Source organism: Streptomyces sp. NPDC048483, from assembly GCF_040651455.1.
Classification (GTDB): Bacteria; Actinomycetota; Actinomycetes; order Streptomycetales; family Streptomycetaceae; genus Streptomyces.
In genome coordinates this window covers 19,907-46,704 of the sequence record NZ_JBEZJZ010000017.1, presented here as the reverse complement: position 1 = coordinate 46,704, position 26,798 = coordinate 19,907, and the positions used below count along the sequence as shown (strand labels likewise).

Below are 26,798 nucleotides of genomic sequence, written 5' to 3'. Positions count from 1 at the left end.
AGGGCCGGGCGGAGGCGCGAAACGTGCCCGTCCCGCTCACACCGCGTGGCTGGTGATCCGGCCGGCGTCCACCGCGATGCGACGCGTGGTGTGGACCGCGTCCAGCATCCGCCGGTCGTGCGTGACCAGCAGCAGCGTGCCCGGGTACGAGGCGAGCGCCGACTCCAGCTGTTCGATGGCCGGGAGGTCGAGGTGGTTGGTGGGCTCGTCGAGGACGAGGAGGTTGACCCCGCGGCCTTGCAGGAGGGCCAGCGCGGCGCGGGTCCGCTCGCCCGGCGAGAGGGTACGGGCGGGGCGCAGCACATGCGCCGCCTTCAGGCCGAACTTCGCCAGCAGGGTCCGGACATCGGCGGGCGAGAGGTCCGGTACGCAGGCGCGGAAGGCGTCCATGAGCGGTTCGTCGCCCAGGCCCTGTGCACCGAACAGGGCGCCGCGCGCCTGGTCGATCTCGCCGACCACCACGCCGGGGCCCAGCGCGGCGTGCCCCTCGTCCAGCGCGAGACGGCCGAGGAGTGCGGCGAGGAGGGTGGACTTGCCGGAGCCGTTGGGGCCGGTGATGGCGACCCGGTCCGCCCAGTCGATCTGCAGGTCCACCGGGCCGAAGCGGAAGTCGCCGCGGCGGACCTCGGCGCCACGGAGGGTGGCCACCACGGCGCCGGCCCGGGGCGCCGCGGCGATCTCCATCCGCAGCTCCCACTCCTTGCGCGGCTCCTCGACGACATCGAGCCGCTCGATCAGCCGCTGGGTCTGCTTGGCCTTGGCGGCCTGCTTCTCGGTGGCCTCCACGCGCGCCTTGCGGCCGATCTTGTCGTTGTCCGGGGCCTTGCGGCGGGCGTTCTTGACGCCCTTCTCCATCCAGTTGCGCTGGGTGTGCGCGCGGGTCTCCAGGGAGGCCCTGGTATCGGCGTACTCCTCGTACTCCTCGCGGGCGTGCCGCCGGGCCCGCTCGCGCTCCTCCAGGTAGGAGGCGTAGCCGCCGCCGTAGGTGTTGACCTGCTGCTGGGCGAGGTCGAGCTCGACGACGCGGCTGACCGTACGGGTCAGGAACTCGCGGTCGTGGCTGACCAGGACCGTGCCCGCGCGCAGCCCGGTGACAAAGGACTCCAGCCTCCGCAGACCGTCCAGATCGAGGTCGTTGGTGGGCTCGTCCAGCAGGAAGATGTCGTAGCGGGAGAGCAGCAGCGAGGCGAGCGAGGCGCGGGCGGCCTGGCCACCGGAGAGGGAGGTCATCGGCTGGTCGAGGCTGACCGTGAGGCCGAGCTGGGCGGCGGTCTCCTCGGCGCGGTCGTCGAGGTCGGCGGCGCCCAGCGCGAGCCAGCGCTCGAGGGCGACGGCGTACGCGTCGTCCGCGCCGGGCCGCTCCTCGACCAGGGCCTGGGTGGTGGCGTCCAGGGTGCGCTGGGCCTCGGCGACGCCGGTGCGGCGGGCGAGGAAGTGCCGTACGGATTCTCCGGGGCGGCGGTCGGGCTCCTGCGGGAGATGGCCGACGGTGGCGGTGGGCGGGCTGAGGGCGAGCTTGCCCTCCTCCGGGGTGTCCAGGCCGGCCAGCAGGCGCAGCAGCGTGGACTTGCCCGCGCCGTTGGCGCCGACGAGGCCGATCACATCGCCGGGGGCGACGACCAGATCGAGGCCGGAGAACAGGACGCGCTCGCCGTGGCCGGCGGCGAGGTCTTTGGCGACAAGAGTTGCTGACATCAGACCGCCGATCGTATCCGGGCGTACCCTCGGCGGTCGCTCTAATATCCGGGGCATGGAACCGGCTCTGAAGACGCATGTCAGCGACGGCACGGCGACCGTCACCATCAGCAACACCGGCAAGCGCAATGCGATGACCGTGCAGATGTGGCGGGATCTGCCGCCGCTGCTGGAGCGGCTGGCGGGTGACCGTGCCGTACGGCAGCTGGTGCTGACGGGCGAGGGCGGGACGTTCTGCGCCGGGGCGGACATCGGGTCGCTGCGGGAGCCGTCGGGGGAGTCCCAGGGGCTGGCGGTGGCGGCGGAGGAGGCGCTGGCGGCGTTCCCCGGGCCGACGCTGGCGGCGATACGCGGGTATTGCGTGGGGGGCGGCTGTCAGCTGGCGGCCGCGTGCGATCTGCGGTTCGCGGAGGAGGGCACGCTGTTCGGGGTGACACCGGCGAAGCTGGGGGTCGTCTATCCGGCGTCCGCCACCCGGCGGCTGGTGCGGCTGGTCGGGCCCGCCGCCGCCAAGTACCTGCTCTTTTCAGGGGAGTTGATCGACTGTGCGCGGGCGCTGCGTACCGGGCTGGTGGACGAGGTGCTGCCCGAGGGCGAGCTGGACAAGCGGGTTGCGGACTTCACCGCGGTGCTGGCCGGGCGGTCGCTGCTGACGCAGACCGCGGCCAAGGAACTGGCCGACGGGACGTGGGACGTCCTGCCTGCCGAGGCCGAGGAACGGGGCGCGCACTGGGCCGCGCAGGCGCGCGAGAGCGGCGACACCGTGGAGGGTGCCGCCGCCTTCCTGGAGCGCCGGGCGCCGCGCTTCACCTGGCCCGCTGGCTGACGCCCAGGTCCTACGCGCCCGTCTTCTCCCCCATCAGGATGAACCGGCTGTGCTCCCGCAGCAGCGCGGTGACCTCGGCCGATGCCTTGTCCGGGGCGCCCGCGTCGTAGGGCGGCTGCGGGTCGTACTCGATGCCGAGCTGGATCGTCTGGGCCATGGTGTCCCCGGCGATCCGGCCCGCCAGGGTCAGTCCCATGTCGATGCCGGCCGAGACGCCGGCCGCCGTGACGTACTTGCCGTCGAAGACCACCCGCCGGCCGGTCGGCTCGGCGCCGAGCTGTGGCAGCTGGTCCAGTGCGAGCCGGTGCACACCGAGGTCGTCCAGGTGGTGTGGGCATCGACGGCGCGGATCCACTCGTGCAGCGCGCCGTTGTCCATGTGCGCGATCTGACCCGGGCCACCGGGTACGACGAGGATGTCCGGCGCGGTGACCTCGCTCAGCGCGGCGTCGGCGACCAGCCCCAGCGAGCCGACCTCGTTGCGGTAGGTGCCGGCGCGCTCGCCGACGTACACCACCTCCGCTCCCGGGAGGCGGCTGAGGGTCTCGTAGGGGCCGATGGCGTCCAGGGCGGTGAAGCGGTCGTAGAGGAGGATGGCGATCTGCATGTGAGGACTCCTGTTGATGGTGGTGGTGAATGGGGTCGGTCGGGTGGGGGCCGGGTGGGCCGCGGTGGGGGTCGGGTGGGCCGCGGTGGGGGTCGGGTGGGCCGCGGTGGGGGATCGGGCGAGCTGCGGTGGGGGACCGGGTGACTCCCGGTCGGGGACCGGGTGGGCCCTGGCGCGGGCTCTGACGGGGCCCCGGTTGGGGAAATCACGCTGCGCGCCACGGGAATACCGCCCGGTCCGCACCGCGTTGTGGCCCCGAAGGGGGCGCTCGCCTCCCCTACGGGATCTGTTCGACCGCGCCGTAGGGGTACCGGCCCGATAGGGACAGCCCGGTCAGCTCACCGGTGCAGGGGCCGGCCGGAAGCGGCGGCGGTATTCGGCCGGGGCGGCGCCCAGTACCCGTATGAAGGCGCGGCGCATCGCCTCGGGGGTGCCGTAGCCGCAGTGGCGGGAGACCTCCTCGATGCCGTCGGCGGTGTCCTCGAGGCGTCGGCGGGCGGCCTCCAGGCGCGTACGGTCCACATAGCGTCCCGGCGTCATCCCGACCTCGTCGCGGAACGCGCGGGCGAAGTGCCGCGGCGAGAGTCCGGCGCGGGCCGCGAGGGCGTCGACGGACAGATCCGACGCCGGGTTCTCGGTGATCCACTGCTGGACGTCGCGCAGCGGGCGCCGCTCCGCCGTCTGGACGGCGAGCTGGGCGCTGAACTGGGTCTGGTTGCCGGGTCGGCGCAGGAAGACGACCAGGTGGCGGGCGATGGCCAGCGCGAGGTCGCGGCCGAGGTCCTCCTCCACCAGGCCCAGCGCCAGGTCGATACCGGCCGTGACGCCCGCGGAGGTGACGAAGTCGCTGTCCCGTACGTAGATCGGCTCCGGTTCGACGCGGACGGCGGGGAACCGTCGCGCCAGGGTGTCGCACAGCGCCCAGTGGGTGGTCGCGCGGCGCCCGTCCAGGAGGCCGGCCTCGGCGAACAGCAGCGCTCCGCTGCACACCGAGACCTTCCGCCGGGCGCGGGGCGCCTGCGTCCGCAGCCAGTCGATCAGCGCGGGGTCGGGGTTCCTGGTGCCGGCTCCGCCCGGCACCAGGAGGGTGTGCGGCGGCCCGGCGTCGGCGAGCGCGAGGTCCGGGGTGAGCGTCAGCCCGCTGGAGGTGCGGACCGGGCCGCCGTCCAGGCTTGCCGTACGGATCCGGTAGGCGCCCGGGGTACGGACATTGGCGCCGCTGAGGACCTCGACCGGCCCGCTGACGTCAAGACTCTGCAGGCCGTCGAAGAGGACAACCAGCACATCGCGCTGTTCCATGCCTCCATCCTGGAGCGGGGCGGCGATGGCGGCAATGACGAGTTTCCCACCATTTCTGCCACCCGCTGCGGGCCGGGGGCGGGGAGACGGACCCGCAAGAACCTCCCATACCGAGCGGTCGGTAACCTGCCGCCATGACCTCTACGAGCGCACTGCCCGACAACGCCGGACGCCAGTGTCACCACGTCGTCAACCCCTTCCACTCGACGCACTACTTCGCGCCGGAGTTCTCCGCCGAACTCGCGAAGACCGGCCTCGAGAACCGCCGGGCCGCCTACTTCGCCGCACGGGGCGCCGCCATGGGCGCGGTGGGCCCCGGCACCATCACGGCCACCTTCTACAACTTCAACCACGAGCTCATCGCGCAGCACGTGCCGCACGTCTGGTCGGTCACCACGCCGGAGGCCGTACTGGAGGCCCGGCTGGCCGCGGTCGACGCCACACTGCACCGGCTGCTCGGGGCCGAGGCCCTCGCATCCCCCGAGATGGCGGAGGCGGCCCGGCTGGCGCTGCGCGCCACCGAGGGCTGCGCCCGCCAGGCCCGCCCGCTGTACGCCGCGCACGCCGACCTGCCCGTACCGGACGCCCCCCACCTGGCCTACTGGCACGCCGCGACGCTGCTGCGCGAACACCGCGGCGACGGCCATCTGATGGCGCTGCTGGACGCCGAACTGGACGGCCTGGAGGCGCTGGTCACCCACACCGCCAGCGGCCGCGGGATGAGCTACCGGGGCGTGATGGCGACCCGCGGCTGGTCGGAGGACGACTGGCAGGCCGCGCAGGAGCGGCTGCGGACCCGCGGGCTCCTGGACGCCGAGGGTGAGTTGACCGAGGCGGGCACGCAGCTGCGCAAGGACCTGGAACGCCGGACCGACCGGCTGGACCGGGCCCCGTACGAGCATCTGGGCGCCGAGGGCGTGGCCCGGCTCACCGAGCTGGCGACCGGTTTCGCCGGCGCGGCGATGAACGCCGGGGCCTTCCCTGCGGAGATGTTCGGCAAGTAGGGCAACGCCCGGTGCCAGGCCGCCGGGGTGTGCGTGCGCCTTCTCACACCCCGGCGCGCTCGGCCGGGCGGTGCGACAGTCCGGCCCGCCACCCGGCACAATGCAGGCTCAGGCAAGCGCTGGAAGGCGGGGCAGGATCAACGTGACGGCATCCACTGTGTCCACTGGGTCTCTCGGGTCCCTCGAAGCGAGGATCGCCGAGGAGCTCGGCGTCAAGGAGCGGCAGGTCAAGGCCGCGGTCGAACTGCTCGACGGTGGTTCGACCGTCCCGTTCATCGCGCGCTACCGCAAGGAAGCCACCGAGATGCTCGACGATGCGCAGCTGCGCACGCTCGAGGAGCGGCTGCGGTATCTGCGGGAGCTGGAGGAACGCCGGACCTCGATCCTGGAATCCGTACGGACCCAGGGCAAATTGGACGCCGCCCTGGAGGCGCAGATCCGGGGCGCCGAGTCCAAGGCGCGCCTGGAGGACATCTACCTCCCGTACAAGCCCAAACGGCGCACCAAGGCACAGATCGCGCGGGAGGCGGGGCTGGAGCCGCTGGCCGACGGGCTGCTGGGCGACCCGTCGGTGGAGCCGGCCGCGGCGGCCGCGGCGTTCGTGGACGCGGACAAGGGTGTGACCGATGCGGCCGCCGCCCTGGAGGGCGCGCGGGCCATCCTGACCGAGCGGTTCGGCGAGGACGCGGATCTGATCGGCGAGCTGCGCGAGCGGATGTGGTCGCGCGGGCAGGTCGCGGCGAAGGTGCGCGAGGGCAAGGAGGAGGCGGGCGCGAAGTTCGCGGACTACTTCGACTTCGCCGAGCCGTTCACGGAGCTGCCGTCGCACCGGGTGCTGGCGATGTTCCGCGGTGAGAAGGAGGAGATCCTCGAGCTCGCGCTGGAGCCGGAGGCCCCGTCGTCGGCGACCGAGGGTCCGAGCTCCTACGAGCGGTCCATCGCGCACCGCTTCGGCATCGCCGATCGTGGCCGACCGGCCGACAAGTGGCTGCAGGACACGGTCCGTTGGGCGTGGCGTACCCGCGTCCAGGTGCACCTCGGGATCGATCTGCGGCTGCGGCTGCGGCAGGCCGCCGAGGACGAGGCGGTGCGGGTCTTCGCGTCCAACCTGCGCGATCTGCTGCTGGCGGCGCCCGCCGGGACGCGCGCCACGATGGGCCTGGACCCCGGTTTCCGTACGGGGGTGAAGGTCGCCGTCGTGGATGCGACCGGCAAGGTGGCCGCCACCGAGACCATCTACCCGCATGTCCCGCAGCAGAAGTGGGATGCCTCGCTGGCCACGCTGGCGAAGCTGGCGCGCGAGCACAAGGTCGAACTGATCGCGATCGGCAACGGCACCGCCTCGCGCGAGACCGACAAGCTGGCGGCCGATCTGATCGCCGCGCAGCCGGAGCTGAAGCTGACGAAGGTGATGGTGTCCGAGGCGGGCGCCTCGGTGTACTCCGCTTCCGCGTTCGCCTCCCAGGAACTGCCCGACATGGATGTGTCGCTGCGCGGCGCGGTGTCCATCGCCCGGCGCCTCCAGGACCCGCTGGCCGAACTGGTCAAGATCGATCCCAAGTCGATCGGCGTCGGCCAGTACCAGCACGATCTGTCCGAGGTGAAGCTGTCGCGCTCGCTGGACGCGGTGGTCGAGGACTGTGTGAACGGCGTCGGGGTGGACGTCAACACCGCGTCCGCGCCGCTGCTTTCGCGGGTGTCGGGCATCGGTTCCGGCCTCGCCGAGAACATCGTCACGCACCGGGACAGCAACGGCCCGTTCCGCTCCCGTAAGGCCCTCAAGGACGTGGCGCGGCTCGGCCCGAAGGCGTACGAGCAGTGCGCGGGCTTCCTGCGGATCCGGGGCGGCGACGACCCGCTGGACGGGTCCAGCGTGCACCCGGAGGCGTATCCGGTGGTGCGCCGGATGGTCGCGTCGGCGGGCGGCGAGGTCGGCTCGCTGATCGGCAACTCGGCGGTGCTGCGCACGCTGAAGGCCGCGGACTTCGTCGATGACGCCTTCGGTCTGCCGACCGTCAACGACATCCTCCAGGAGCTGGAGAAGCCGGGCCGCGACCCGCGTCCGGTCTTCAAGACGGCGACCTTCAAGGAGGGCGTGGAGAAGATCGGTGATCTGCAGCCGGGGATGCTCCTGGAGGGCGTGGTGACCAATGTCGCCGCCTTCGGGGCGTTCGTGGACGTGGGTGTGCACCAGGACGGTCTGGTGCATGTGTCGGCGATGTCGAAGAACTTCGTCAAGGACCCGCGGGATGTGGTGAAGCCGGGCGACATCGTGCGGGTCAAGGTGCTGGAGGTCGACATTCCGCGGAAGCGGATCTCGCTGACGCTGCGGCTGGACGACGAGCCCGGCAAGGGCGTTCCGGCGGGCGGCGGCGAGCGGCGTGGTGGCGGTGAGCGCCGCAGCGGCGGACCGCGCGAGGGCGGCCGGGGCGGGGCGCCGCGGCCGCGCCAGGGCGGCGGAGCGGGGCGCGGCGGGGACCGCCGGGGCGCCCGCGATGCCGCGCCGGCCAATGACGCGATGGCGGATGCGCTGCGGCGGGCCGGCCTGCTGGGCAAGGACGGCGGCGGGCGGCGGTAGCCGCTGGTCCTACGGGCGGGCGGGGGCGGGGCCCTCGTCCGCCCGGTCCGGTCGGCCGGGCAGGTCTTCGGCCCACGCCCGCAGCCCGGCCTCGGCGGCCTCCTGTGACAGCGGGCCGCGTTGGAGATGCAGCTCCTGCAGATGCCGCATGGCCGCTCCGACCATCCGGCCCCGCGGCATGCCGAGCAGCGCCATGATGTCCCTGCCGTTCAAGGCCACCGGGACGTGGGGCAGCCGCTCGTACTTCGCGCGCTCGGCGGCCGCACTCGCTGTCCGCTCGCGCTCGGCCGTCACGTTCGCGTACCACTCGTCGTAGTTCGCCGCGTCGTGCGCCTCCAGGGCGGCCCCTCGCCAGTCCTCCTCGTCACGGCCCCGGCCGAGGCCCACTTCCAGGAACAGGTCCTGGTGGTCCGGCGCATCGGGGCCGGCCGGAGCCGCTCCCAGCCGGGCGAGCGCCGCGTTGATCGGCCAGTTCTGCCGGGGTCCGGTGAAGGCCGAGGTGTGCTCCGGCCCCCACACGCGCTCGCCGTCCCGCCACAGCGAAGCGGTCTGCTCGCCGTCGCCACCCCAGAAGTCCGCTTCCACATGCGCGATCGGCCCGCACCGCGACAACTCGCCCAGGGTCTGCGGCAGCTCGTGCAGGAGCGCCTTGGTGAGCGGCATCAGCCCCATGCGCTGCGAGAGGGGGGCGACCACCGCCCTCGGCACTGTGCCGGCCCAGCTCCGCAAGCGGTCGAAGTCCCCTATGACGGCGTTGAGTCGGTACGTCATCCGCTCACGGTAGCCCCGGCGAAGATCCGTTGTCAGTGCCTGCTGATACGAATAGAAGCAGCTGAGAACGGGGGTGGTGGCGCATGACGTACGACACGAAAACGGTGGGGCACCGGCCGCTGGTCGATCTGACCGACCGGCGGGCGCTGGAGCGCTGGCGGCCGGCGGAGCCGGCGGTGGTGGAGGAGGCGCGGCGGCTGAAGGAGGCCGCGCTGCTGGATTTCGGGCTGACGAATTCCGTGGTCGCGTCGTGGATCTATGCGAAGTGCCCTCACCAGATCCCGACGACGGCCGTGCCGACCGCCGCCGTGGTGTCCTCCGGGGACGGCACCTGTCCGCTGCTCTACAACCCGGACTTCTTCGTCCGACTCGACTTGGAGGGCGTGAAGTTCGTCCTCTTCCACGAGGCGCGCCATCTGGTGCACCGGCATCTGTTCGCCGATCCGGAGCTGCGCGACGACCCGGTCTTCACGATGGCCGCCGAGGTCTCCATCAACCATGTCGCGCTGGTGCGGCTGGGCCGTACGGAGCTCCCGCTGCTCGACGGCAGTCCCGTGGGCGTGGACCCTCGCGAGGTCCACCGGGACTACGTCGCCGATCTGACGGACCAGGGTCTCGACCCTCTCGCCTACGGCGACTTCGTCGAAACGGACATGAACGTCTTCCGCGAGCTGAAGCGGATGAAGCGGCCGCCCGTACCGACGGTGACGTGTGTGCATCTGGACGACTCCGCGAGGGGGGCGGACCAGGAGACCGTCGACGAGACCGTCTCCTCCGCGCTGCTCAACACCCTGCTGGCCGCGCGCCGCGGACACCCGGGTGCGGAGCGGGAGTTGCTCGATCTGATGGACCGTACGGACGGCACGTCGGAGCATGCGAGCAAGGTGTGGGGGCGGCTGGGTGCCGGGGCGCTGCGCGGCGGGACGGCGCGGACCGGGAAGGTCGACTGGTGGCAGCGCTGGCTCGTCGACGTGCTTGCTTCGAAGCTGCGGGAGGGCGAGCGGCTGGTCTACCCGAAGAAGCGCGGCGCCCTGCTGGCCGCGCTGGGCCATGACCCGGTGCTGTCCCGGCGCGGACCCGAGCGCGACAAGGTGCTGGCGATCGCGTACGACACCTCGGGGTCGATGCCCGACGGCGTGGTGTCCTGGCTGACGAAGCTGGTCGGCGAGATCGACGGAGTGGCGGCGCACTGGCTGTCGTTCGACGGCGTGGTGATGCCTTTCCGGCCCGGGGAGCCGGTGTACGGCGGCGGAGGCACAAGCTTTCAGGTGGTGGCCGATTACGTCGAGGGCCGTACGACGATCGAGGGCATGCCCTTCGACGGGATACCGGACGCCGTCGTGATGCTCACCGACGGCTACGCACCGCACATCACCCCCGCCGAGCCGGACAAATGGATCTGGCTGATCACCGAGGGCGGCGACGACTGGCCCGACCACCACACCCCGCAGATGGCCTGCCACCGGGTGACGACAGGAGACCGATGAGCACCACTATGCCGACCAGGCCGACGACGACGCCGCCGACGGCGTCCCCGGCCGGGCAGGGCAAGAAGCCGGTCTGGCGGGCCAGCGCCACCTACCCGGAGGCGCCTGAGGGCTGGAAGGGGGTGTCCCGGCTGGAGTCGTTCATCGACGCGATGATCGACATGGGCCAGACCGGGCAGGTCTTCGGCGAGCACGGCATCGGCAAGACCGCCACCTTCTTCTCCCATCTGCCCAAGGCGTACCCGGATGCCGAGCTGGTCTTTGTGCCGGCCGCCAATCTCACGCCCGACGATCTGCTCGCCAACGCTCCGGTGCGCGACGCCAGGACGGGTGAGCTGGTGCTGCGGCAGCTGGTGATGAGCCAGCTGCGTCCCGGAAAGCCGTTTGTGCTGCTGATCGACGACTCGCTGCAGGCCGGGGCGACGATCCAGTCGCAGCTGATGCAGATCGCCTGCAACTGGACGCTGGGCGAGTACGACCTGCGGGCGCTCGGCTGTATCGGTGTCTTCCTCACGGACAACGAGTCGCTGGCGGAGACCGCGGCCCGGCGCAGCGATCTGGCCGTACTGGACCGGATGGTGACGATCCGTATCACCGCCCAGGACACGGCCTGGCGGTACGAGCTGGCCGCGAAGTACCCGGAGTGGAATCTGCGCGAGGTGTTCACCACCTGGGCGGCCCTCGGTCCGGGGCTGCGCGAGCTGCTCTCGCCCCGCACCATCGACCACATCCTGGCCAACGCCCGCGAGGGCTTCCCGCTGCGCTGGGGGCTGCCGCTGGTCAACGGCGAGCGGCTGCGGCTGCGTGAGCAGCGCAGCGACGGCAAACCCGGCAAGGACCGTACGGCCGAGGTCCTGGACGGGATCGCCGCGGCGATCGGCGCGGCCAATCCCGCCACGATTCCCGATCCGGTCCGCTCGGTCGTCCGTGCGGCGCTGCGCAACCGCTGGTCGGTGCTGCTCCAGGGGCCGCCCGGGTGCGGCAAGACGGAGCTGGTGCGCGAGACGGTGCGGGAGGGGCTGGGGGGCCGTGAGCCGCTGTACTTCTCCATGCCGGTGACCAATGTCGAGGATCTCTGCGCACCGATTCCGACCGCCGACGGTTCGCTGGACAACCTCCTGGCCGGGCCGTTCCTGGGGCCGGAGCCGAAGGTGATCGTCTGGGACGAGTACAACCGGCCCAAGGACAAGGCGGCGTTCGCGAAGCTGATGGAGATCACCCAGGAGTGGTCCCTGGCGGGGCGGCGGATCGAGAATCTGCGGGCCCAGATCGCCGTACAGAACCCGCCGTACCACCTCGGCCGCAAGCTGCTGGTCGCCCGGAACAACATCGCCCAGGCGACCCGTTTCACCGCCTCGCTGACGGTCGAGCCCGGCGACATCCCGGCCAATGAGTGGCTGATCGCGAAGTACGGCGCGGTCGCCGAGACGGTCCTGGAGTGGTGGAAGCACGACATCGACGAGGACGGCCGGGCCTGGATCACCAAGCGCACCCTCGAGCGGCTGATCAAACTCCATCAGCGGGGGCTGCCGCTGGAGATGGGCATGGTGTACCTGGGCGACGGCGAGTATGCGCCGGTGCCGTTGACCGCCCTCATCGACCGGCTCAGCGAACGCCCGGTCACCGGGCTGCGGGAGCTGGCCGACGACATCGACGCCTGGGAGGAGCGGCTGCGCACGGCGGCGGCCTCGTCGAGCGAGGGCTCCAACGACAGCGACCAGGTCCACCAGATTCTGGCCAACGCCGAGTTGTCGCAGCTACGGACGCATCAGGATGCGGTGGTCCGGCTGGTGCCTCTGCTGCCGCCGAAGCTGCGTTCCACGTATCTGGTCGGTGCGTCGAGCAAGGCGCAGCGGTTCTGGATCGAGACGTTCGCGCGCATACCCCGGCAGTGAGGCGGGGCGGCCGACGGGCGCCCGCGCCGCCGACCCCGGTCGGCTTCCCGGGTCACCCATTGGCCTCCTGTGTCACCAGTCGGCCTCTTGGTAGTCCTTGAGGAAGACGCCGGAGACCGGGTCGCCCGCCTCGCCACGCACTATCGGGTCGTAGACGCGGGCCGCGCCGTCGACGATGTCCAGGGGCGTACGGAAGCCGGCCGCGGCGCTGCGTTCCTTCGTCGGCAGCGGGTTCTCGTCGGTGATCCAGCCGGTGTCGACGCTGCACATATGGACGCCCTGGGCGGCCAGTTCGGGGCCGCTGGTGCGGGTGAGCATGTTCAGGGCGGCCTTGGCCATATTGGTGTGCGGGTGCTTGGTGCTCTTTTTGCGGACCGCGAAGCGCCCCTCGACGGCGCTCACATTGACCACATAGCGGCGGGGGTGCGGCGAGGCGAGCAGCAGGGGCAGCAGCCGATCGCAGAGGAGGGTGGGTGCAAGGGCGTTGACGAGCTGGGTCTCCAGCAGCTCGGCGGGGTCGAGGTCCCCGAGGCGGGCCGTCCAGGAATTGGCGGGCGAGGCGTCGGGCAGCAGTCCGGCCTCGTCGGCGGCGAGCTCCGCCGCCGGGCCGGGCGTCGCGGCGGGTACGGGTACGGGTACAGCTGCGGTCTCGTTCTCGAGGGCGGGCGCGGGCGCAGTCGGCGGCACGAGCCCCAGCGCACCGGCGTGCGGCCGCTCCACCAGGGCAAGGTCGGTACGGAAGCCGGGCGCGAGGCGTACGCCGTCCGGGAGTTCGCCCCGTTCCCCCGCCGCGAGCAGCGCATACGAGGCGGGCGGCCGGCGGATGGTCTGTGCCGCATTGTTGACGAGGATGTCCAGCGGGCGGCCCTCCTCCCGCAGCGCCTGGCACAGTCCGAGCACCTGGCGGGGGTCGCGCAGGTCGATGCCGATGACGGTGAGCCGGCCGAGCCAGTCCGCGCTGCCCGGCGCGGCCGCGAACCGGCGCCGGGTGTCCCGCGGAAAGCGGCTGGTGACCAGCAGTTCGGCGCCATCGCGCAGCATCATCAGCGCCAGTTGGAACCCGATCTTGACGCGGCCGCCGGTGAGCAGCACTCGGCGCCCGGTCAGATCCGTACGGAGCGCGCGGCGCGCCGCGTTGTCGGTGGCGCAGGGGGGACAGAGCAGGTGGTAGAAGGAGTCGGTCCGCCGGTAGAGCGTTTTGCAGACATAGCAGCGGCGCGGACGGCTCAACTCCCCGCTTTTACCGGCCTGTTGGTCCAGGACGGTGTCCTCGTGCCGCTCCGGCGACCCGGTGGCGGTCGCGGCCAGCACGGCCGCGTCGGCCGCGGCCTGCTCCCGCTTGCGTTCCTTCCGCCGGATCATCCGGCTGTCGCGTACGAGCGTCCCGGCGGCCCGCTCCGCCCGCACGCGCCGGGGGTCGTCGAGGGGCAGCGCCCGCAACCGGGCGAGCGTCCCTTCGAGGGCGGCGAGTTCGTCGTCGGTGACCGCGGCGTGCTCGGTGAGCGCCGTGTGCTCGGCGACCACGCCACGCTCGGTCACCTCGCCGTCCTCAGCCGTCCCGCCCGCGTGCCCTGTATCCACCTCGGTCCGCATGACCCATCCCCGTGACGCGCTGTCGTTTCTTGACCAACGATCACCCTATGCGACCTGCCGGAGCGGGCCTCGGCACCGTCACGGCGCCGGTGACCGAGCGAGCGGCGGCAGGCAGGAACACAGACAGGCAGAGCCACGGCGTTTCCGGTCGGCTGAACGCGGCCGGCGAGCAGAGCGGCGTGGCGTCCGGGACAGCGGAATCGGGCGCCGTAGGAGTGGCCCTGCGCGAGAGGAGTGGCCCTGCGCGAGAGGAGTGGCCCTGCGCGAGAGGAGTGGCCCTGCGCGCCGCCGGCTGCTCCGCGCCTCACGGCGCTACGCCGTCCCCGCGTACCCCCGCAGACGCTCCAGTTCGGTGGCGACGTCCGTGAGGGTGGCGCAGTCCGGGTCGGCCCGTAGCTCGGGAGCGGGTGTGCCGGTGTCCCCGCGGCGCGGGTCCTCGAAGGCGTCGGCCATCGCGGCCAGCGCCTGGCACAGCCGCTCGGCCTCTTCGGGGCCGGGACGGCGCGCGCCGTGGTCGAGGCGTACGGCGCAGGCGGTGGCGGCATCCACGATGCGCTCGGCGGCGGTGACGGCGGTCAGCCAGTCGGGGGTGCGGTCGCGGGCGGTGCGGAGTTCGGCGGCGGCGGTCTCGGCCGTCGTGCGGGCCTCGGCCAGCGCCCGGTAGGCGGCGCGGCGCAGCGCCAGCCGCTCGGTGGGGTCCTGTCCGGGTGCGGATTCCAGGACGTGCCGCAGGAAGCGCTCGGTGGCGCGCAGCGCCGCGGTGACGCGCTGGCCGACCCGGCGGCGGGGGTCGGCGAGCCGGGGCAGATGGCCGACGACGAGGACGATGCCGCAGGCGATGGAGGTGTCGACGATCCGCTCGGGGGCGGCCTGAGGATCTCCGCCGACGTGGACGAAGGACAGCACCATGAGGGTGATCGCGACGGTCTGCAGCGCGAAGTGGCGGGTGGCGAACGGCAGGAGCGCACCGCCCGCACCGGCCACCAGGGCGGGCCACCACGGCCCCGTGCCCGTCAGCAGCAGCCCCGCCCCGGCGAACACCAGGACGCCCGCGACGGTGCCGGCGAAGCGGTTGACCGTACGGGAGAAGAGCGGGCCCAGGTCCGGTTTGACCAGGAAGGTGGCGGTCACCGGGAGCCAGTACCAGTGGTCGGCGCGCAGCAGCAGGGCCACGGCGGTGCTGGCGGCAATGCAGAGGGCGACCCGCAGACCGTAGTCCCGTCCGGCGGGGCCGAGGAGGCCGCGGCCGGGGCGGGTCCGCCGTCTGATGATGCCGAGGGCCCGGCGGGCCAGGAACGCCCACTCGGGTCCTGCCGGTATCGCCGCTGCCGCCCGCGGTGCCGGCTCGGTGCGGGCGAACACGACCGCCGCATCCAGCAGGGCACGGTCGAAGGCGCCCCGCGCCGCCGAACTGGACTCCGGCGCGGACAGCCGTCCCGGTGGCCGCCCGGTCCGCAGGGCGTCGGCGAACTTCCGGGGGCTCTGCGCGACACGGGACGGCAGCGGGCGGGCCTCCCACAGGAGCGCCACGCTGGCCTCGCACAGGGCCGTCGCCGCGGCGAAGCGCTCGGCGAGCAGAAGCTCGTCCGTACGGGCGGGACGGCGCAGCAGTCTGCTGGTCAGGCGGCGCAGGCGCAGGGCCTCGTCGGCGCGGTCCAGGGCTGCGGTCAGACGGCGGCGGGCGGGCTCGGCGCCGGGTCCGCCCGCCGCGCCCAGGGCGTCCGCGAGCGCGTCGAAGACGGTGGCGACGGCCGCGCGCTCGCCGCTGAGCGCACCGCCCACGGGGCGCGGCGGACGCAGTACGAGACGCAGCAGGAGCAGCCACAGGCAGCCGGCGAGGACGTAGAGGGCCTTCTGCCAGGGCGCGCCGGGCAGCGGCATGCCGGCGCCGAGGAGGGTGGTGGCCAGCATCTGCATGCCGGCGGTGGAGCGTACGGGTCCGGCGACGCTGCCCGCGCCGGAGACAAAGCCGACCGCGAACAGCGCCGGAACGATCCACCAGTCCGCGCCGGCCGCCTGGAGCGTGGCGCCCAGCAGCATGCCGAGCGCCGAGGCGAGGGCGGGCAGGCCGATGTGGACGATGCCGGTGCGGCGGGTGCCGGGGCGGTCGTTGACGCCGGCCAGCATCGACCCGAGCCCGGCCAGTACACCGGCCGCCGTGTGGCCGGTGGCGATGCCCGCGCCGAGCAGCGGTCCGGCGCACAGCGCGCCGCGGGCGACGGCGGCCCACGGCACGGGCAGCCGCTGCCAGCGGAAGGGGTGGGCGAGCCAGGCAGGCAGGGCGCGCAGGGCGCGGGGCATGGAGTTCCTCATGGGCCGACGGTGCTGCTGCCAGCCTAAGGTCCGGGTTTGTCCGGATGACGGCCGGAGGGTTACGCCAAGATCACACGAGGATGGCGACGCAGCCGGGTCCGCCCCGCGCAACGCTCGCCACGGCACCCTCCCCGGCGCGGCCCGCCGCGGTTAGCGTCACCCCATGACGATCCACGCAGGTGAAGTGCTGGTCATCGGCGGCGGCGTGATCGGGCTGACCTCGGCCGTCACGCTGGCAGAGGCCGGGCACCGGGTTCGGCTGGTGAGCCGGGAGGCGTCGGCCGGGACGACGTCGGCGGTGGCCGGCGGGCTGTGCTGGCCGTATCGCATCCGGCCCTACGAACGGGCGGTGCGGTGGTCCCTGCGGTCCTTCCAGGTGCTCGAAGCTCTGGCACAGCGCCCGGCCGAGACCGGCGCGCGGAGGGTGGCGGGCACGATGACCGACCCCGACCCGGACCGGGACGACGGCCTGGCCGCCTGGTACGACGCCGTACCCGGATTGCGGCGGGCGCGCCCGGACGAGCTCCCCGAGGGGTGCCGGGCGGGATGGCGAGCCCGTACTCCGCTGGTCGACATGCCGGCCCATCTGCGGTATCTGGAGCGGCGGCTGGCGGACGCCGGCGGAACGGCGGAACGGCGTGCCCTCGCCTCTCTGGAGGCCGCCGGACGCGAGGCCCCCGTCATCGTGAACTGCTCGGGACTGGGGGCCAGGGAGCTGGTCCCGGATCCCGAAGTCCACCCGGTCCAGGGCCAGTTGGTGATCGTGGAGAACCCGGGCATCGAGGAGTGGTACGTCTCCGCAGAGCCCGGAGCCGACGAGACGTCCTATGTCCTGCCGCAGCCGTACGGCGTCGTCCTCGGCGGTACGGCCCGCGAGCACGCCTGGGGGCGGGAGCCGGACCCGGCGGTGGCGGCGGCGATCGTGGCGCGGTGCGCCCGACGGTTCCCGGAGCTGGCGCAGGCCCGCGTGCTGGCGCACAAGGTGGGGCTGCGCCCGGCCCGTTCGGCGGTGCGGCTGGCGGCGGAGCGGCTGCCCGGCGGAGCGCTGTGCGTGCACAACTACGGGCACGGCGGCGCGGGCGTGACCGTGGCGTGGGGGTGCGCGGACGAGGTGGCCGGGCTGGTCCGGGAGGCGGCCGGGCCGCATGGAGCGACCGCGGAGGGCCGGTGACCCGGCCCTCCGCGCACTTACTCGGTTACGGTGCCCTCGGACCCGGCGCGTCCGGACCCGGCGGCCTTGGAACCGGCGGCCTCCTCCGTGGCCCCGGAGTCCTCCGCTTCGTTCTCGCCGCTGCCGTTGCCCGGCCCGATCCGGAACTCGAAGTCGCCGTCGTACTGCTCATGGCCCGCGATCACGGCCATCTCGACGGCTTCCTCGCCCTTCTGCCCGCGCACGATCAGCGGATCGGTGCGCAGGTCCCGCATCAGCGCCCAGCACATGGCGATCATCACGACCATGAACGGCACCGCGACCAGGATCGTCAGATTCTGCAGTCCGGTCAGGGCATCGCCCGAGCCGCCGCCGATGAGCAGCATGACCGCGGCGACCGCGCCGGTCACCACCCCCCAGAACACCACAACGAACCGGGACGGTTCGAAGGTTCCCCGCTGGGAGAGGGTGCCCATGACGATGGAGGCGGCATCGGCGCCGGAGACGAAGAAGATGCCGACAAGGATCATCACCAGGAGGCTGGTGAGCGTCGCGACCGGGTACTGGTGCAGCACATCGAAGAGCTGGCCCTCCGGGGTGGACGAGCCGCTCAGCTGCTTGTCCTGCTGCAGCTTCATGGCCGTGCCGCCGAAGACCGCGAACCAGACCAGGCTGACCACGCTGGGGACGAGGATCACGCCACCGATGAACTGACGGATCGTCCGGCCGCGGCTGATCCGGGCGATGAACATGCCCACGAAGGGCGTCCAGGAGATCCACCACGCCCAGTAGAAGACGGTCCAGCTGCGCAGCCAGCCGCCCACATCGCTGCCGCTGCTCGCCTCCGTACGGCCCGCCAGCTGCGGGAGCTCGCCGAGGAAGGAACCGAGGGAGGTGGGCAGCAGGTTGAGGATGAGGATGGTCGGTCCGACGACGAAGACGAAGACGGCCAGGATCAGCGCCAGCACCATGTTGATGTTGGACAGGATCTGGACGCCCTTGGCGATGCCGGAGACCGCGGACAGGATGAAGGCGATGGTCAGGACGGTGATGATGCCGACCAGAAGTGTGGTGCTGACGCTGTCCATCCAGCCCAGCACCTTGATGCCGCTGCCGATCTGCAGGGCGCCGAGGCCGAGTGAGGCCGCGGAGCCGAAGAGGGTGGCGAAGATGGCCAGGATGTCGATGACCTGGCCGCCCCAGCCGTTCGCCCGCCGCTTGCCGATGAGGGGCGTGAACACCGCGCTGATCGTCTGCCGTCTCCCCCGCCGGAAGCAGCTGTACGCGATGGCCAGCCCCACGACCGCGTAGATCGCCCAGGGGTGCAGTGTCCAGTGGAACAGCGTGGTGGCCATCGCCGTGTCCATCGCCTGCGCGGCGTCCTTGGGGTCGGTGCCCGGCGGCGGCTTCATGAAGTGGCCCAGCGGCTCGCTGACGCCGTAGAACATCAGGCCGATGCCCATACCCGCGCTGAACATCATCGCGACCCACGACACCGTACGGAACTCGGGCTCCTCGCCCTCCTTGCCGAGCGTGATCCGGCCGTACTTGCTGACGGCCAGCCAGATCGCGAAGATCACGAACCCGGAGGCGGCGAGCACAAAGGCCCAGCCTCCGTTGTCGATGACCCAGTGCAGCATCGTCGTCGAGACGTTCTTGAGCGATTCGGTGGACCACGCTCCCCAGGCGATGAACGCCAGGGTGAGCAGGGCGGTGACACCGAAGACCACGCGGTCGGTCTGTGGGGGCGCCGTCCGGTGCGGGCCGTCGGGCGGCTCCGCGACCGTTGGCGGAACGCCTCCGTCTTTCTTTTCGTTGCCTCTGTCCGTCACTGTTGACCTTTCAATCGGCCATATTTTTCTTACCTGTTACCCCCTACCACACCGGCGCAGTACCGCACCGGCGTAGCGACCGTAAGGTGATAAAGGGCCTGTCGGTCCAACAGCAGCGGGACGAGTTTCCGCAGCGGCTGGCGGAGCGGGACGACCGCGCCCCCGGCGGCGTCCCGCAGCCAATGGACGCCGTGCAGCTTCAGCTCCTCCCTGACCTGCCCGAACTGCTCCGCACCCAGGCGGTATGCACACGGCGGGTCGGCCAGCACCTCGTCATCCGCCGCAGGGTCGTTGTCCGCGCCCCCGAGATAGACCGGTCCCCGGTCGGCATATCCGGCGGTCCGGGCAGCGGTGGTGGCCGCTTCGATACGTGTGCGGCGACGGTCGAGGAAGGCGAACGCCCCCTTCAGTGCGGCGCGTTGGGAGACGACACGGCGTCGGTTGTTGAGCGCGGGATCGGCCTTTTCGGCGTCCGTCAGCGCATCGACCCGGGTCTCGACGAGCAGTCCGACCGAGCCCTTCACTCCCGCCGTGTTGCGCAGAATCCGCTCCTGCCCGTCGCCCGCCACCTGCTTGACGGGGTCACCGGTCACCGGGTCGGTCCAGATGCCGTAGACGCCGGTGCTGAAGCCCGCCTTCTGGACGGCGGGTTCGACGAAGTCCCGGGAGAGGGCGGTGGCTTCGCGGTGCACCACATCCGCCGTGTTGAGGTTGCGCGGCCACAGGGACAGCACGTCCTTGCTGTAGTACGGGGCGGTGGGACCGTATTCGTGGAGGTCGTAGAGGGTGTCGGGGCGGTAGTCGCGGATCACGGCGGCCATTGCGCGGGCCTCGGGGGTCTGCAGGGCGAGGTGGTCGCGGTTGATGTCGGTGCCGTCGGAGTTGCCGCGGGTGTCCGCCGCCCGGCCGTCGGGGTTGGCGGTCGGGACGACCAGCACGCTGGTGTGCGCGAGGAAGCGCCGGGTCGGCTCGTCCTGGGCGTAGGCGAGGTCGCGGACGGTGGTGAGGCACGCCTCGCGTCCCGAGGGTTCGTCGCCGTGCTGGGAACAGATCAGGAGGACGGAAGCGCCGCGGCGGACGTCCTGGGGGCGCTCGGGGGCCGGGGCACCGATCCGTACGAGCTGGAGGGGACGGCCCTGTTCGGTGACGCCGATGCGGTCGATGCGTACCCGGTCCGAGGCGCGGTCGACGGCGGCGAGGAAGGCCTGTTCCTCGGGCTGGGTGGTCCATCGGGCGCCGTGGCTGGTCTCGAAGCCGGTACGGGGCAGGTGCGGTCCGGCCGCGCCGGCGGAGGCGGCGGGCAGGGTCGCGGCGAGCGTGGCCATCAGACCGACGGCCAGCGCACCGCGGGCGAGGCTGCGGGAGCGGGGTCTCACGAGGGGTGCCTCCCTTGGGTCGAGGAGATACGGGGAAGGGGCCGCCCGGGGTGGGGGCGGCCCCTTCAGCGGGTCAGCCCGCGGACGGCATGCGGCTGATCGAGCGCGGCGGGGCGATCCCGTCCAGCGGCGCGTCCGCCGTGCCGGTCTGGCGCGCGGTGCCCGCCGTGGCCCGGGCGAACGCCGCGGCGCCACCGGTCACCGGCAGTTCGGCGGCGGTACGGGCCAGGTCCAGGGTCAGCTTCGGCCGGGACGACGGCGGGTCGATCAGACCCGCGTCGGTTCCGGCGACGATCAGCGCCAGGCGGTGGCCGGCGGGGACGACGTGATCGCTCGCGGCCAGGTCCAGCGTGATCGTGTACGGCTTGCCCGGGGTGAGCGGGCGGCCCTTGTGCTCGTCCGCGTAAGTGCCGAGGTCGGCCCAGCCGCGGCTGAAGACGGTGTGCGCGACCTTCTGGGTGTCGGCGGCGGTCTCCTTGAAGCAGCCGGAATCGCCCTTGGTGCCGGCGCCCCAGCAGGTGCGCTTGGTGAGGGTGGTGATGCCCTCGCCCTCGGCCCCGTAATTGCGGATGGTGTCCGGGCCGAGGTCCACCAGGACGGCGGAGAGATGGGCGGTGGAGGTGCTCGGGGTGGCGGTGACGGTGACCTTGCCGGAGCCGGACAGCCGCAGGGGTGCCTTCAGCGGTGCCGTGGTGAACCCGGCCTTGTCCGGCGTCGCTTGGTCGATATGCGCCGCCCAGTCGGCCTCGCTCAGCTTCGGGTCATCGGTGAAGGACGCGGTCGCGCCCTGCGGTGCGGGCTCGGTGCCCAGGACGCCGACGCCCGGTGTGCTGCCGTTGCGGGGCCGCAGGGTGGTGGCCGCCGTACCGGCCCCGGGCCACTGCGCATCGGTGGACCACGTGTCCGGGGCGCGCTCGATGTCCGCCATCGGCTCGCGCTCGATGCCGTTGTCGTAGCCCATCAGATAGTGGTCGAACCACCGGTGAAGGGTCGTGACCCAGGCTCCGCGGCGGAAGTCGAAGGGGTCCACATGCCCGGTCTGTGACAGCCACACCTTGCGCTCGACGCCGTGCCGGGCGAGCGCGTCCCACCAGCGACCGGCGTGCCGGGTACGGACGTTGAGGTCCTGCATGCCGTGCACCATGAAGACGCTGGCCCGGACCTTGCCCGCGTGGCGTACGTAGTCCCGCTCAGTCCACAGCCCGGTCCAGTCACCGGTCCGTGGCGCGCCCTCGACCAGCTTCTGCTGTACGGCGGCACAGCGTTTCTGTGCCTCGGGGCTCTCGACCGCCGTCGCCAGCGCGTCGGGGCCGGAGTCGTAGAGCGGGGCGCCCTTGGCGAAGTAGTAGTCGTACCAGGAGGAGATGCCGGCTATCGGGACGATGGTCTTCAGGCCCTTGACCCCGGTGGCCGCGACGCCGTTGGCGATGGTGGCGTCCCAGCTCTTGCCGATCATGCCGGTGCTGCCGTTGGACCAGTCGGCGGTGACGGGTCTGCCTCCCGTACGGGCGGAATAGGCGCGCCCCCGGCCGCCCAGCCAGTCGACCACGGCCTTCGCCGACCCGATGTCGGAGCGTCCGCCGATATCGATGCAGCCGTCGGAGCGGTTGGTGCCCGCCAGGTCGACCAGGACTGTCGCATAGCCGCGCGGCACGAAGTAGTTGTCGTAGAAAAGGGGGAACTGGACCGGCCGGCCCTGGTCGTCATAGGTCTTCTTCTGGCTCTCGTTACCGCGTCCGCAGCAGGAGTAGTAGGGACTGGCGTCCATGATCACCGGGATCCGGCGGCCCTGCTGGGCGGGTTCGCGGGGCCGCACAATGTCGACGGCGACCCGGTCGGTCTTCCCGTCCGCATCGCCGTCCAGCCGTGTGTCCACCCAGACCGACTCGCGTATCGCGTGGTCGTAGGAGTACACGGGTCTGCTCTCGCCGGAGGCGGCGGAGGCGGGGGTTGCCGCCGCGCCGTTGGGTCCGATGAGCAGGGACAACAGGGCGACGGTGGCCGCCGTCACGAGCGCTTTCCAAAGGATGCGGGGTGTCCGCGCACGTATCGTCACGGGCGGACGGTAGCGCGGGTCAACTCCCGTACAGAAGGGGGCGTTCGGGGGTCCGTGACGAGGAGATGTCGATCATGTGTCGAATGTGACCATGGACATGACGGTGACGGCGATGAGTACATAGGGTCCGAAGAGATCCATCTCCCCTACGAGTTGGAGGACTCGTGCGTCACAGACTTATCGTCCCGGGTGCGGCCGTACTCAGCATGCTGCTGGCGATCCCGGCTTCCGCGGCCGCCTTTCACCCGGGGGCGCCGGGCGTGGGCGACACCTACTACCCGGAGAGCGGGAACGGCGGATACGACGTCTCCCACTACGACCTGCGGCTCAAGTACCAGCCGAAGACGGACCTGCTGGAGGGGACGGCGACGCTGCTCGCCACCACCACCGAGGATCTCGCCCGGTTCAACCTGGACTTCGGCCTCAAGGTCAGCGAGATCCAGGTCAACGGCAAGAAGGCGTCCTACGCCACGTCCGGCAAGCATGAGCTGGAGGTCACCCCGGCCGCACCGCTGGAGAAGGGCAAGCAGATCAGCGTCGTGGTCCGCTATGCGGGCAAGCCGTCGGAGGTGAAGATCGACGGCTACTCCGGCTGGGCCCGTACGCCCGACGGCGGCGTGGTGGCGCAGGAGCCGGACGCCGCCGTGTGGTGGTACCCGAGCAACGACCACCCCACCGACAAGGCGACGTACGACATCTCGGTGGCGGTCCCGGACGGCACCCAGGCGCTGAGCAACGGCGTGCTGCTGTCGGAGACCTCCAAGCTCGGCTGGACGCGCTACAACTGGCGCTCGGACAAGCCGCAGTCGACGTATCTGACCACGCTCGCGGTCGGCAAGTTCGACATCACCAAGGACACCACCGCGAACGGCCTGCCGGTCATCAACGCCGTCAGCAAGGACCTGGGCAGCAACACGGACGCGGCAAAGGCCAGCATCGCGCGCACCGCCGAGGTCGTGGAGTGGGAGGAGGGCATCTTCGGCCGGTACCCCTTCAACGCGCTGGGCGGGTATGTGCCGAACGTGCCGGCCGGGTACGCGCTGGAGACCCAGACCCGTCCGTTCTACGGCGCGCAGGCGTTCGACAAGGGCGCCAACGTGTCCGTGGTCGTCCACGAGCTGGCACACCAGTGGTATGGCGACAGCGTGTCCCTCAAGGACTGGAAGGACATCTGGGTCCACGAGGGCTTTGCCCGCTACAGCCAGTGGCTGTGGTCGGAGAAGGAGGGTGAGGGCACCGCGCAGGAGCTCGCGGACTATGTCTACAAGCAGCACCCGGCCGATGACCCGTTCTGGAAGGTCAAGCCCGGCGACCCCGGAGCGGAGAACCAGTTCGACATCGCGGTCTACGACCGGGGCGCACTGGCCCTCCAGGCGCTGCGCAACAAGGTCGGCGACAAGGTCTTCTTCAAGATCCTCAAGGCCTGGCCGACCGAGAACAGGTACGGCAACGGTTCGGTGGCCGACTTCGTGAAGTTCGCGGAGAAGAAGTCCGGGAAGCAGCTCGGCGCCTTCTTCGACACCTGGCTGTTCCAGCCCGCGAAGCCGTCCGCGGGCGCGGCCAAGGGCGTCACGATCGATGCACGGAAGGCGCCGGTGGCGCAGCCGAAGTCGTGGAAGTCGATCGCGGCCACGAATGGGGTGCACAAGGCGCACGGGCACTGAGTGCGGTCCGTTGCATGAGGACTGCGTGAGGGCCGGGTGAGGGGAGCCGGGGGTGTCGTCCCCCCGGCTCCCTTCGCCGTGTCAGCCGCGTGCCACCCGGCCGCGTGCCGCCCGGCGGGCCCGGCGCGCGACAGGCAGATAGCGCAGCCGCTCCGGCAGCAGGGGGACGACGACGCGTACCACCCGCCCGAAGCGGCGCAGCGCACGCTCCTGCTCCTCGGTCCACTCCAGACCGATGGCGCGCCGGGCGTCCGGCGGCATCAGCCCGACGGTGACGAAGCGCCGCAGCCGGGCGAAGCGCGGACAGACCCACGGCCAGGTCAGCCGGAGCAGCGCCGGCAGGGGGCGCGGGCCGCGGTCGGGCACCGGCACCGGCCGTGTGGGCGCGAGCAACTCCCGTACCACTTCGGTCTCTTCGAGTTCGTTGTCGAGGACCTTGCGGTAGTACGGCCAGAACTCCTCGATCGTCTGCGGCATATCGCGGTCGTGGATGCCCAGGATCCGGCCGACCTGGAGCCACTCCGCGTACAGCTGCCGCTCCTGTGCCTCGGTGAAGGGGCGGCCGAGATAGCGCTGTGCGTGCTGGAAGACGGGGTAGCCGGTGGCGTGCACCCAGGCGTAGTAGGCGGGGCTGAGCGCGTGGTACTTCCGGCCGTGTGCGTCGGTGCCCTGGATGGTCTTGTGCAGCTGCCGCAGCCGGCGCCCCTCCGCGGCGGCCTCCTCGCCCCCGTACACCCACATCTGGAGCGAGACCAGCGAGCGCTCGCCGCGGCCCCAGGGGTCCGTACGGAAGACGGAGTGGTCGTCCACGCCCGCGCCCACCGCTGGGTGTGCGACCTGCATCGTCAGCGCGGCGGGGAGGGTCAGCAGCATGCGGATGTCCCCGACCAGCGACCAGAGGACGCCTCCTGGCGCCGGGGGCACCGGGTCTTTTCGCGCCGATCCTGACGATTTCATCCCATTACTCATCATACGACTCCCCCAGGGGGCGGCGGGTACGGGGATCCGTGCCCGGCCGGTGGGTGTGCCAGTACGCCAGGAACATGGCCGGGGCGATCCGCAGCGGCGGCGGCACCAGTGCCATCAGGCAGCGCACCAGCCGGGCGAACCGCCGCAGCCGCCGCTCCTGCTTCGCCGTCCAGGTCAGACCGAGGCGCTCGCGCAGCACGGGCGGCAGGACGCCGATGGTGACCAGCAGCGCGTAGCGCGCGGCAACGGCGGCGAACGGCCGCCACAGCAGGGCGGGCACCCACCACACCGGCGGCTTCTGCGGACGGGCCAGCTCGTCCAGGACGTCCCGGACGGACCGGTTCATCTCGAGGCGCTCTTCGACCATGGCGTCGTAGTAGGCGCAGAACGATTCCCAGTCGGGCGGCAGATGGTGATTCTTCAGCCCCCAGACCCGCCCCACGTCCCTCATCTCGCGGTAGTACTCGGCGACGTGCTCCTCCGTCATGCCTTTGCCGAAGAGCTTCAGGGCATCGACGGGGCCGCGGACGAGGGTGGCGTGCACCCAGTGGTACGCCTCGGGGTGCAGTGCGTGGTAGCGGCGGCCCTGCGCGTCGACGCCCTTCATCTCGCGGTGGACGTCGAGCAGCCGCCGGGCCTCCGCCGTGGCGGCGGACTGGCCTCCGTAGATGACGGTGCCGAGGGAGCCGACGGTACGGATCAGCCGCTGCCAGGGTTCGGCGCGGAAGTCCGAGTGGTCCTCGACGCCGGCGCCGACCACGGGGTGGGCGACCTGGAGCAGGAGCAGCTGAGGCGACGTCAGAAAGGCGCGGGTGTCGCCGAAATAGCGCCAGGCCATGCCGCCGCGGCGTGGCGACCGCACCTGCGAGGCGGGTCCGGGTGCCGGTTCGGAAGGGGTGTGGGCTGATGTCGCGGTGCTCATCCGGCCTCCTGGGGTACGCGTCCGGACACGGCGGAACTGAATCCGTGTCAGCAGTGTTGACGCGGCCCATGAAACAAGTCAATAGTCTTTGTAACATTGACTCACCCCCCGTCGGGAGGACCTTGACATGGGCCCCGAAATCGCAGCGAGAGCACGTGAGTTGAGCCCCGAGGGACGCACCCACTGGAAGCGGACCGCCGTGATGCTGGTGCCGGGCGTCGCCTGTGTGGGAGCGGTCGTCATCGCCCTGGCCCAGGGCGCGATGGCCGCGTCGTTCGCCGTCTCCGGCAAGAACTTCAAGGTCTCGGCCGACGAGATCACCGGCCGGGGCATCTCCAGCTTCCCCTCGTCCCTCGGCAGCAAGGACGGCAAGGGGCACGCCGTACTCCTGGCGGGCATCAGATCCGGTACGGCAAAGGGGGTCTGCCTGTCGATGAAGCAGAAGCTGCCGTTGGTCGGCGAGGTGTCGCTGCTCGTCCGGTCGGGCGGCGAACGCCCCGTCAAGGGCGAGGATCTCGTCGTCAACGCCGACGCTCTGACCAGCAGTGGCGGCAGGGTGACCGGGGTGCAGGCGGGCCGGGACGCGTCAACTCTCAGCGCGGCGCCGGGCGTCAGCGGTCCGCAGGGGCTGTTCGGCGTCCAGGCGGACACCGCGCTCGCCCGCGATGTGCGGAGCACGGCCTGGGCCTCGAACGGCGGCTCACTCACCCTCGAGAAGGTCGAGATCGAGCTCAGCCACACCGGCAAAGAGTGCTTCTAGCC

At 71.8% G+C, this 26,798-nt stretch carries 18 protein-coding genes and 1 pseudogene; 8 read left to right on the top strand and 11 right to left on the bottom strand.

What is annotated here, in order from left to right; translation table 11 throughout:
- Positions 1-36 precede the first annotated feature (36 nt).
- Positions 37-1,695: an ABC-F family ATP-binding cassette domain-containing protein gene (locus tag AB0D04_RS12010; protein WP_362702060.1), complete on the bottom strand. Its 1,659-nt coding sequence runs from the start codon at positions 1,693-1,695 to the stop codon at positions 37-39.
- A 55-nt stretch (positions 1,696-1,750) separates the two neighbouring features.
- On the opposite strand from AB0D04_RS12010, the gene AB0D04_RS12005 reads away from it, so the two are divergent.
- Entirely contained in the window at positions 1,751-2,521 is a 771-nt protein-coding gene (locus AB0D04_RS12005) for an enoyl-CoA hydratase-related protein (protein ID WP_362702058.1), read from the top strand.
- Positions 2,522-2,531: 10 nt separating this feature from the next.
- On the opposite strand, the pseudogene AB0D04_RS12000 reads toward AB0D04_RS12005, so the two are convergent.
- Positions 2,532-3,127, bottom strand: a pseudogene (locus AB0D04_RS12000) (DJ-1/PfpI family protein).
- 333 nt (positions 3,128-3,460) lie between these two features.
- Complete coding sequence (locus tag AB0D04_RS11995) at positions 3,461-4,426, bottom strand: GlxA family transcriptional regulator (protein WP_362702057.1); 966 nt, start codon at positions 4,424-4,426, stop codon at positions 3,461-3,463.
- A 134-nt stretch (positions 4,427-4,560) separates the two neighbouring features.
- On the opposite strand from AB0D04_RS11995, the gene AB0D04_RS11990 reads away from it, so the two are divergent.
- The gene (locus AB0D04_RS11990; RefSeq protein ID WP_362702055.1) at positions 4,561-5,430 is read left to right on the top strand and encodes a hypothetical protein; all 870 of its coding nucleotides are present in this window, start codon (positions 4,561-4,563) and stop codon (positions 5,428-5,430) included.
- Positions 5,431-5,572: 142 nt separating this feature from the next.
- Positions 5,573-8,008: a Tex family protein gene (locus AB0D04_RS11985; RefSeq protein WP_362702053.1), complete on the top strand. Its 2,436-nt coding sequence runs from the start codon at positions 5,573-5,575 to the stop codon at positions 8,006-8,008.
- A 9-nt stretch (positions 8,009-8,017) separates the two neighbouring features.
- On the opposite strand, the gene AB0D04_RS11980 is transcribed toward AB0D04_RS11985, so the two are convergent.
- The gene (locus AB0D04_RS11980) at positions 8,018-8,779 is read right to left on the bottom strand and encodes a hypothetical protein (RefSeq protein ID WP_362702052.1); all 762 of its coding nucleotides are present in this window, start codon (positions 8,777-8,779) and stop codon (positions 8,018-8,020) included.
- Between the two features lie 83 nt (positions 8,780-8,862).
- On the opposite strand from AB0D04_RS11980, the gene AB0D04_RS11975 reads away from it, so the two are divergent.
- Both AB0D04_RS11975 and AB0D04_RS11970 read left to right on the top strand, forming a co-directional pair.
- The gene (locus AB0D04_RS11975) at positions 8,863-10,266 is read left to right on the top strand and encodes a hypothetical protein (RefSeq protein ID WP_362702051.1); all 1,404 of its coding nucleotides are present in this window, start codon (positions 8,863-8,865) and stop codon (positions 10,264-10,266) included.
- Positions 10,267-10,418: 152 nt separating this feature from the next.
- The gene (locus AB0D04_RS11970) at positions 10,419-12,161 is read left to right on the top strand and encodes an AAA family ATPase (protein ID WP_362702164.1); all 1,743 of its coding nucleotides are present in this window, start codon (positions 10,419-10,421) and stop codon (positions 12,159-12,161) included.
- Between the two features lie 72 nt (positions 12,162-12,233).
- On the opposite strand, the gene AB0D04_RS11965 is transcribed toward AB0D04_RS11970, so the two are convergent.
- Positions 12,234-13,754, bottom strand: coding sequence for an SDR family NAD(P)-dependent oxidoreductase (locus AB0D04_RS11965; RefSeq protein WP_362702049.1), 1,521 nt, complete (start codon positions 13,752-13,754; stop codon positions 12,234-12,236).
- A 312-nt stretch (positions 13,755-14,066) separates the two neighbouring features.
- Positions 14,067-16,067, bottom strand: a complete 2,001-nt coding sequence (locus AB0D04_RS11960; protein WP_362702047.1) for an FUSC family protein — start codon at positions 16,065-16,067, stop codon at positions 14,067-14,069.
- Between the two features lie 163 nt (positions 16,068-16,230).
- On the opposite strand from AB0D04_RS11960, the gene AB0D04_RS11955 reads away from it, so the two are divergent.
- Positions 16,231-17,238, top strand: a complete 1,008-nt coding sequence (locus tag AB0D04_RS11955) for an FAD-dependent oxidoreductase (protein ID WP_362702045.1) — start codon at positions 16,231-16,233, stop codon at positions 17,236-17,238.
- Positions 17,239-17,255: 17 nt separating this feature from the next.
- Here AB0D04_RS11955 and AB0D04_RS11950 read toward each other — a convergent pair whose 3' ends face one another.
- The 3 genes from AB0D04_RS11950 to AB0D04_RS11940 form a co-directional block, all read right to left on the bottom strand.
- Positions 17,256-18,947, bottom strand: a complete 1,692-nt coding sequence (locus AB0D04_RS11950; protein WP_362702044.1) for a BCCT family transporter — start codon at positions 18,945-18,947, stop codon at positions 17,256-17,258.
- A gap of 131 nt (positions 18,948-19,078) precedes the next feature.
- The gene (locus AB0D04_RS11945) at positions 19,079-20,374 is read right to left on the bottom strand and encodes a M14 family metallocarboxypeptidase (protein ID WP_362702162.1); all 1,296 of its coding nucleotides are present in this window, start codon (positions 20,372-20,374) and stop codon (positions 19,079-19,081) included.
- A 124-nt stretch (positions 20,375-20,498) separates the two neighbouring features.
- Positions 20,499-22,481, bottom strand: coding sequence for a Xaa-Pro dipeptidyl-peptidase (locus AB0D04_RS11940; protein WP_362702043.1), 1,983 nt, complete (start codon positions 22,479-22,481; stop codon positions 20,499-20,501).
- 164 nt (positions 22,482-22,645) lie between these two features.
- On the opposite strand from AB0D04_RS11940, the gene AB0D04_RS11935 reads away from it, so the two are divergent.
- Positions 22,646-24,145, top strand: a complete 1,500-nt coding sequence (locus tag AB0D04_RS11935; RefSeq protein ID WP_362702042.1) for a M1 family metallopeptidase — start codon at positions 22,646-22,648, stop codon at positions 24,143-24,145.
- Positions 24,146-24,226: 81 nt separating this feature from the next.
- Here the strand turns inward: AB0D04_RS11935 and AB0D04_RS11930 are convergent, their stop codons facing one another.
- Entirely contained in the window at positions 24,227-25,102 is an 876-nt protein-coding gene (locus AB0D04_RS11930) for an oxygenase MpaB family protein (RefSeq protein WP_362702041.1), read from the bottom strand.
- A 4-nt stretch (positions 25,103-25,106) separates the two neighbouring features.
- The gene (locus tag AB0D04_RS11925) at positions 25,107-26,036 is read right to left on the bottom strand and encodes an oxygenase MpaB family protein (protein ID WP_362702039.1); all 930 of its coding nucleotides are present in this window, start codon (positions 26,034-26,036) and stop codon (positions 25,107-25,109) included.
- A 127-nt stretch (positions 26,037-26,163) separates the two neighbouring features.
- Here AB0D04_RS11925 and AB0D04_RS11920 point away from each other — a divergent pair, with 127 nt between their 5' ends.
- Complete coding sequence (locus tag AB0D04_RS11920) at positions 26,164-26,796, top strand: DUF6230 family protein (RefSeq protein ID WP_362702037.1); 633 nt, start codon at positions 26,164-26,166, stop codon at positions 26,794-26,796.
- The last annotated feature ends 2 nt before the right edge of the window (positions 26,797-26,798 follow it).

What these genes read in the sequence shown, in the direction of transcription:
- AB0D04_RS11995 (WP_362702057.1), bottom strand. Translation starts at nt 4,426, where the DNA reads ATGGAACAGCGCGATGTGCTGGTTGTCCTCTTCGACGGCCTGCAGAGT.
- AB0D04_RS11970 (WP_362702164.1), top strand. Translation starts at nt 10,419, where the DNA reads ATGATCGACATGGGCCAGACCGGGCAGGTCTTCGGCGAGCACGGCATC.
- AB0D04_RS12005 (WP_362702058.1), top strand. Translation starts at nt 1,751, where the DNA reads ATGGAACCGGCTCTGAAGACGCATGTCAGCGACGGCACGGCGACCGTC.
- AB0D04_RS11930 (WP_362702041.1), bottom strand. Translation starts at nt 25,102, where the DNA reads ATGAAATCGTCAGGATCGGCGCGAAAAGACCCGGTGCCCCCGGCGCCA.
- AB0D04_RS11925 (WP_362702039.1), bottom strand. Translation starts at nt 26,036, where the DNA reads ATGAGCACCGCGACATCAGCCCACACCCCTTCCGAACCGGCACCCGGA.
- AB0D04_RS11955 (WP_362702045.1), top strand. Translation starts at nt 16,231, where the DNA reads ATGACGATCCACGCAGGTGAAGTGCTGGTCATCGGCGGCGGCGTGATC.
- AB0D04_RS11975 (WP_362702051.1), top strand. Translation starts at nt 8,863, where the DNA reads ATGACGTACGACACGAAAACGGTGGGGCACCGGCCGCTGGTCGATCTG.
- AB0D04_RS11965 (WP_362702049.1), bottom strand. Translation starts at nt 13,754, where the DNA reads ATGCGGACCGAGGTGGATACAGGGCACGCGGGCGGGACGGCTGAGGAC.
- AB0D04_RS12010 (WP_362702060.1), bottom strand. Translation starts at nt 1,695, where the DNA reads ATGTCAGCAACTCTTGTCGCCAAAGACCTCGCCGCCGGCCACGGCGAG.
- AB0D04_RS11945 (WP_362702162.1), bottom strand. Translation starts at nt 20,374, where the DNA reads ATGGCCACGCTCGCCGCGACCCTGCCCGCCGCCTCCGCCGGCGCGGCC.
- AB0D04_RS11990 (WP_362702055.1), top strand. Translation starts at nt 4,561, where the DNA reads ATGACCTCTACGAGCGCACTGCCCGACAACGCCGGACGCCAGTGTCAC.
- AB0D04_RS11920 (WP_362702037.1), top strand. Translation starts at nt 26,164, where the DNA reads ATGGGCCCCGAAATCGCAGCGAGAGCACGTGAGTTGAGCCCCGAGGGA.
- AB0D04_RS11960 (WP_362702047.1), bottom strand. Translation starts at nt 16,067, where the DNA reads ATGAGGAACTCCATGCCCCGCGCCCTGCGCGCCCTGCCTGCCTGGCTC.
- AB0D04_RS11980 (WP_362702052.1), bottom strand. Translation starts at nt 8,779, where the DNA reads ATGACGTACCGACTCAACGCCGTCATAGGGGACTTCGACCGCTTGCGG.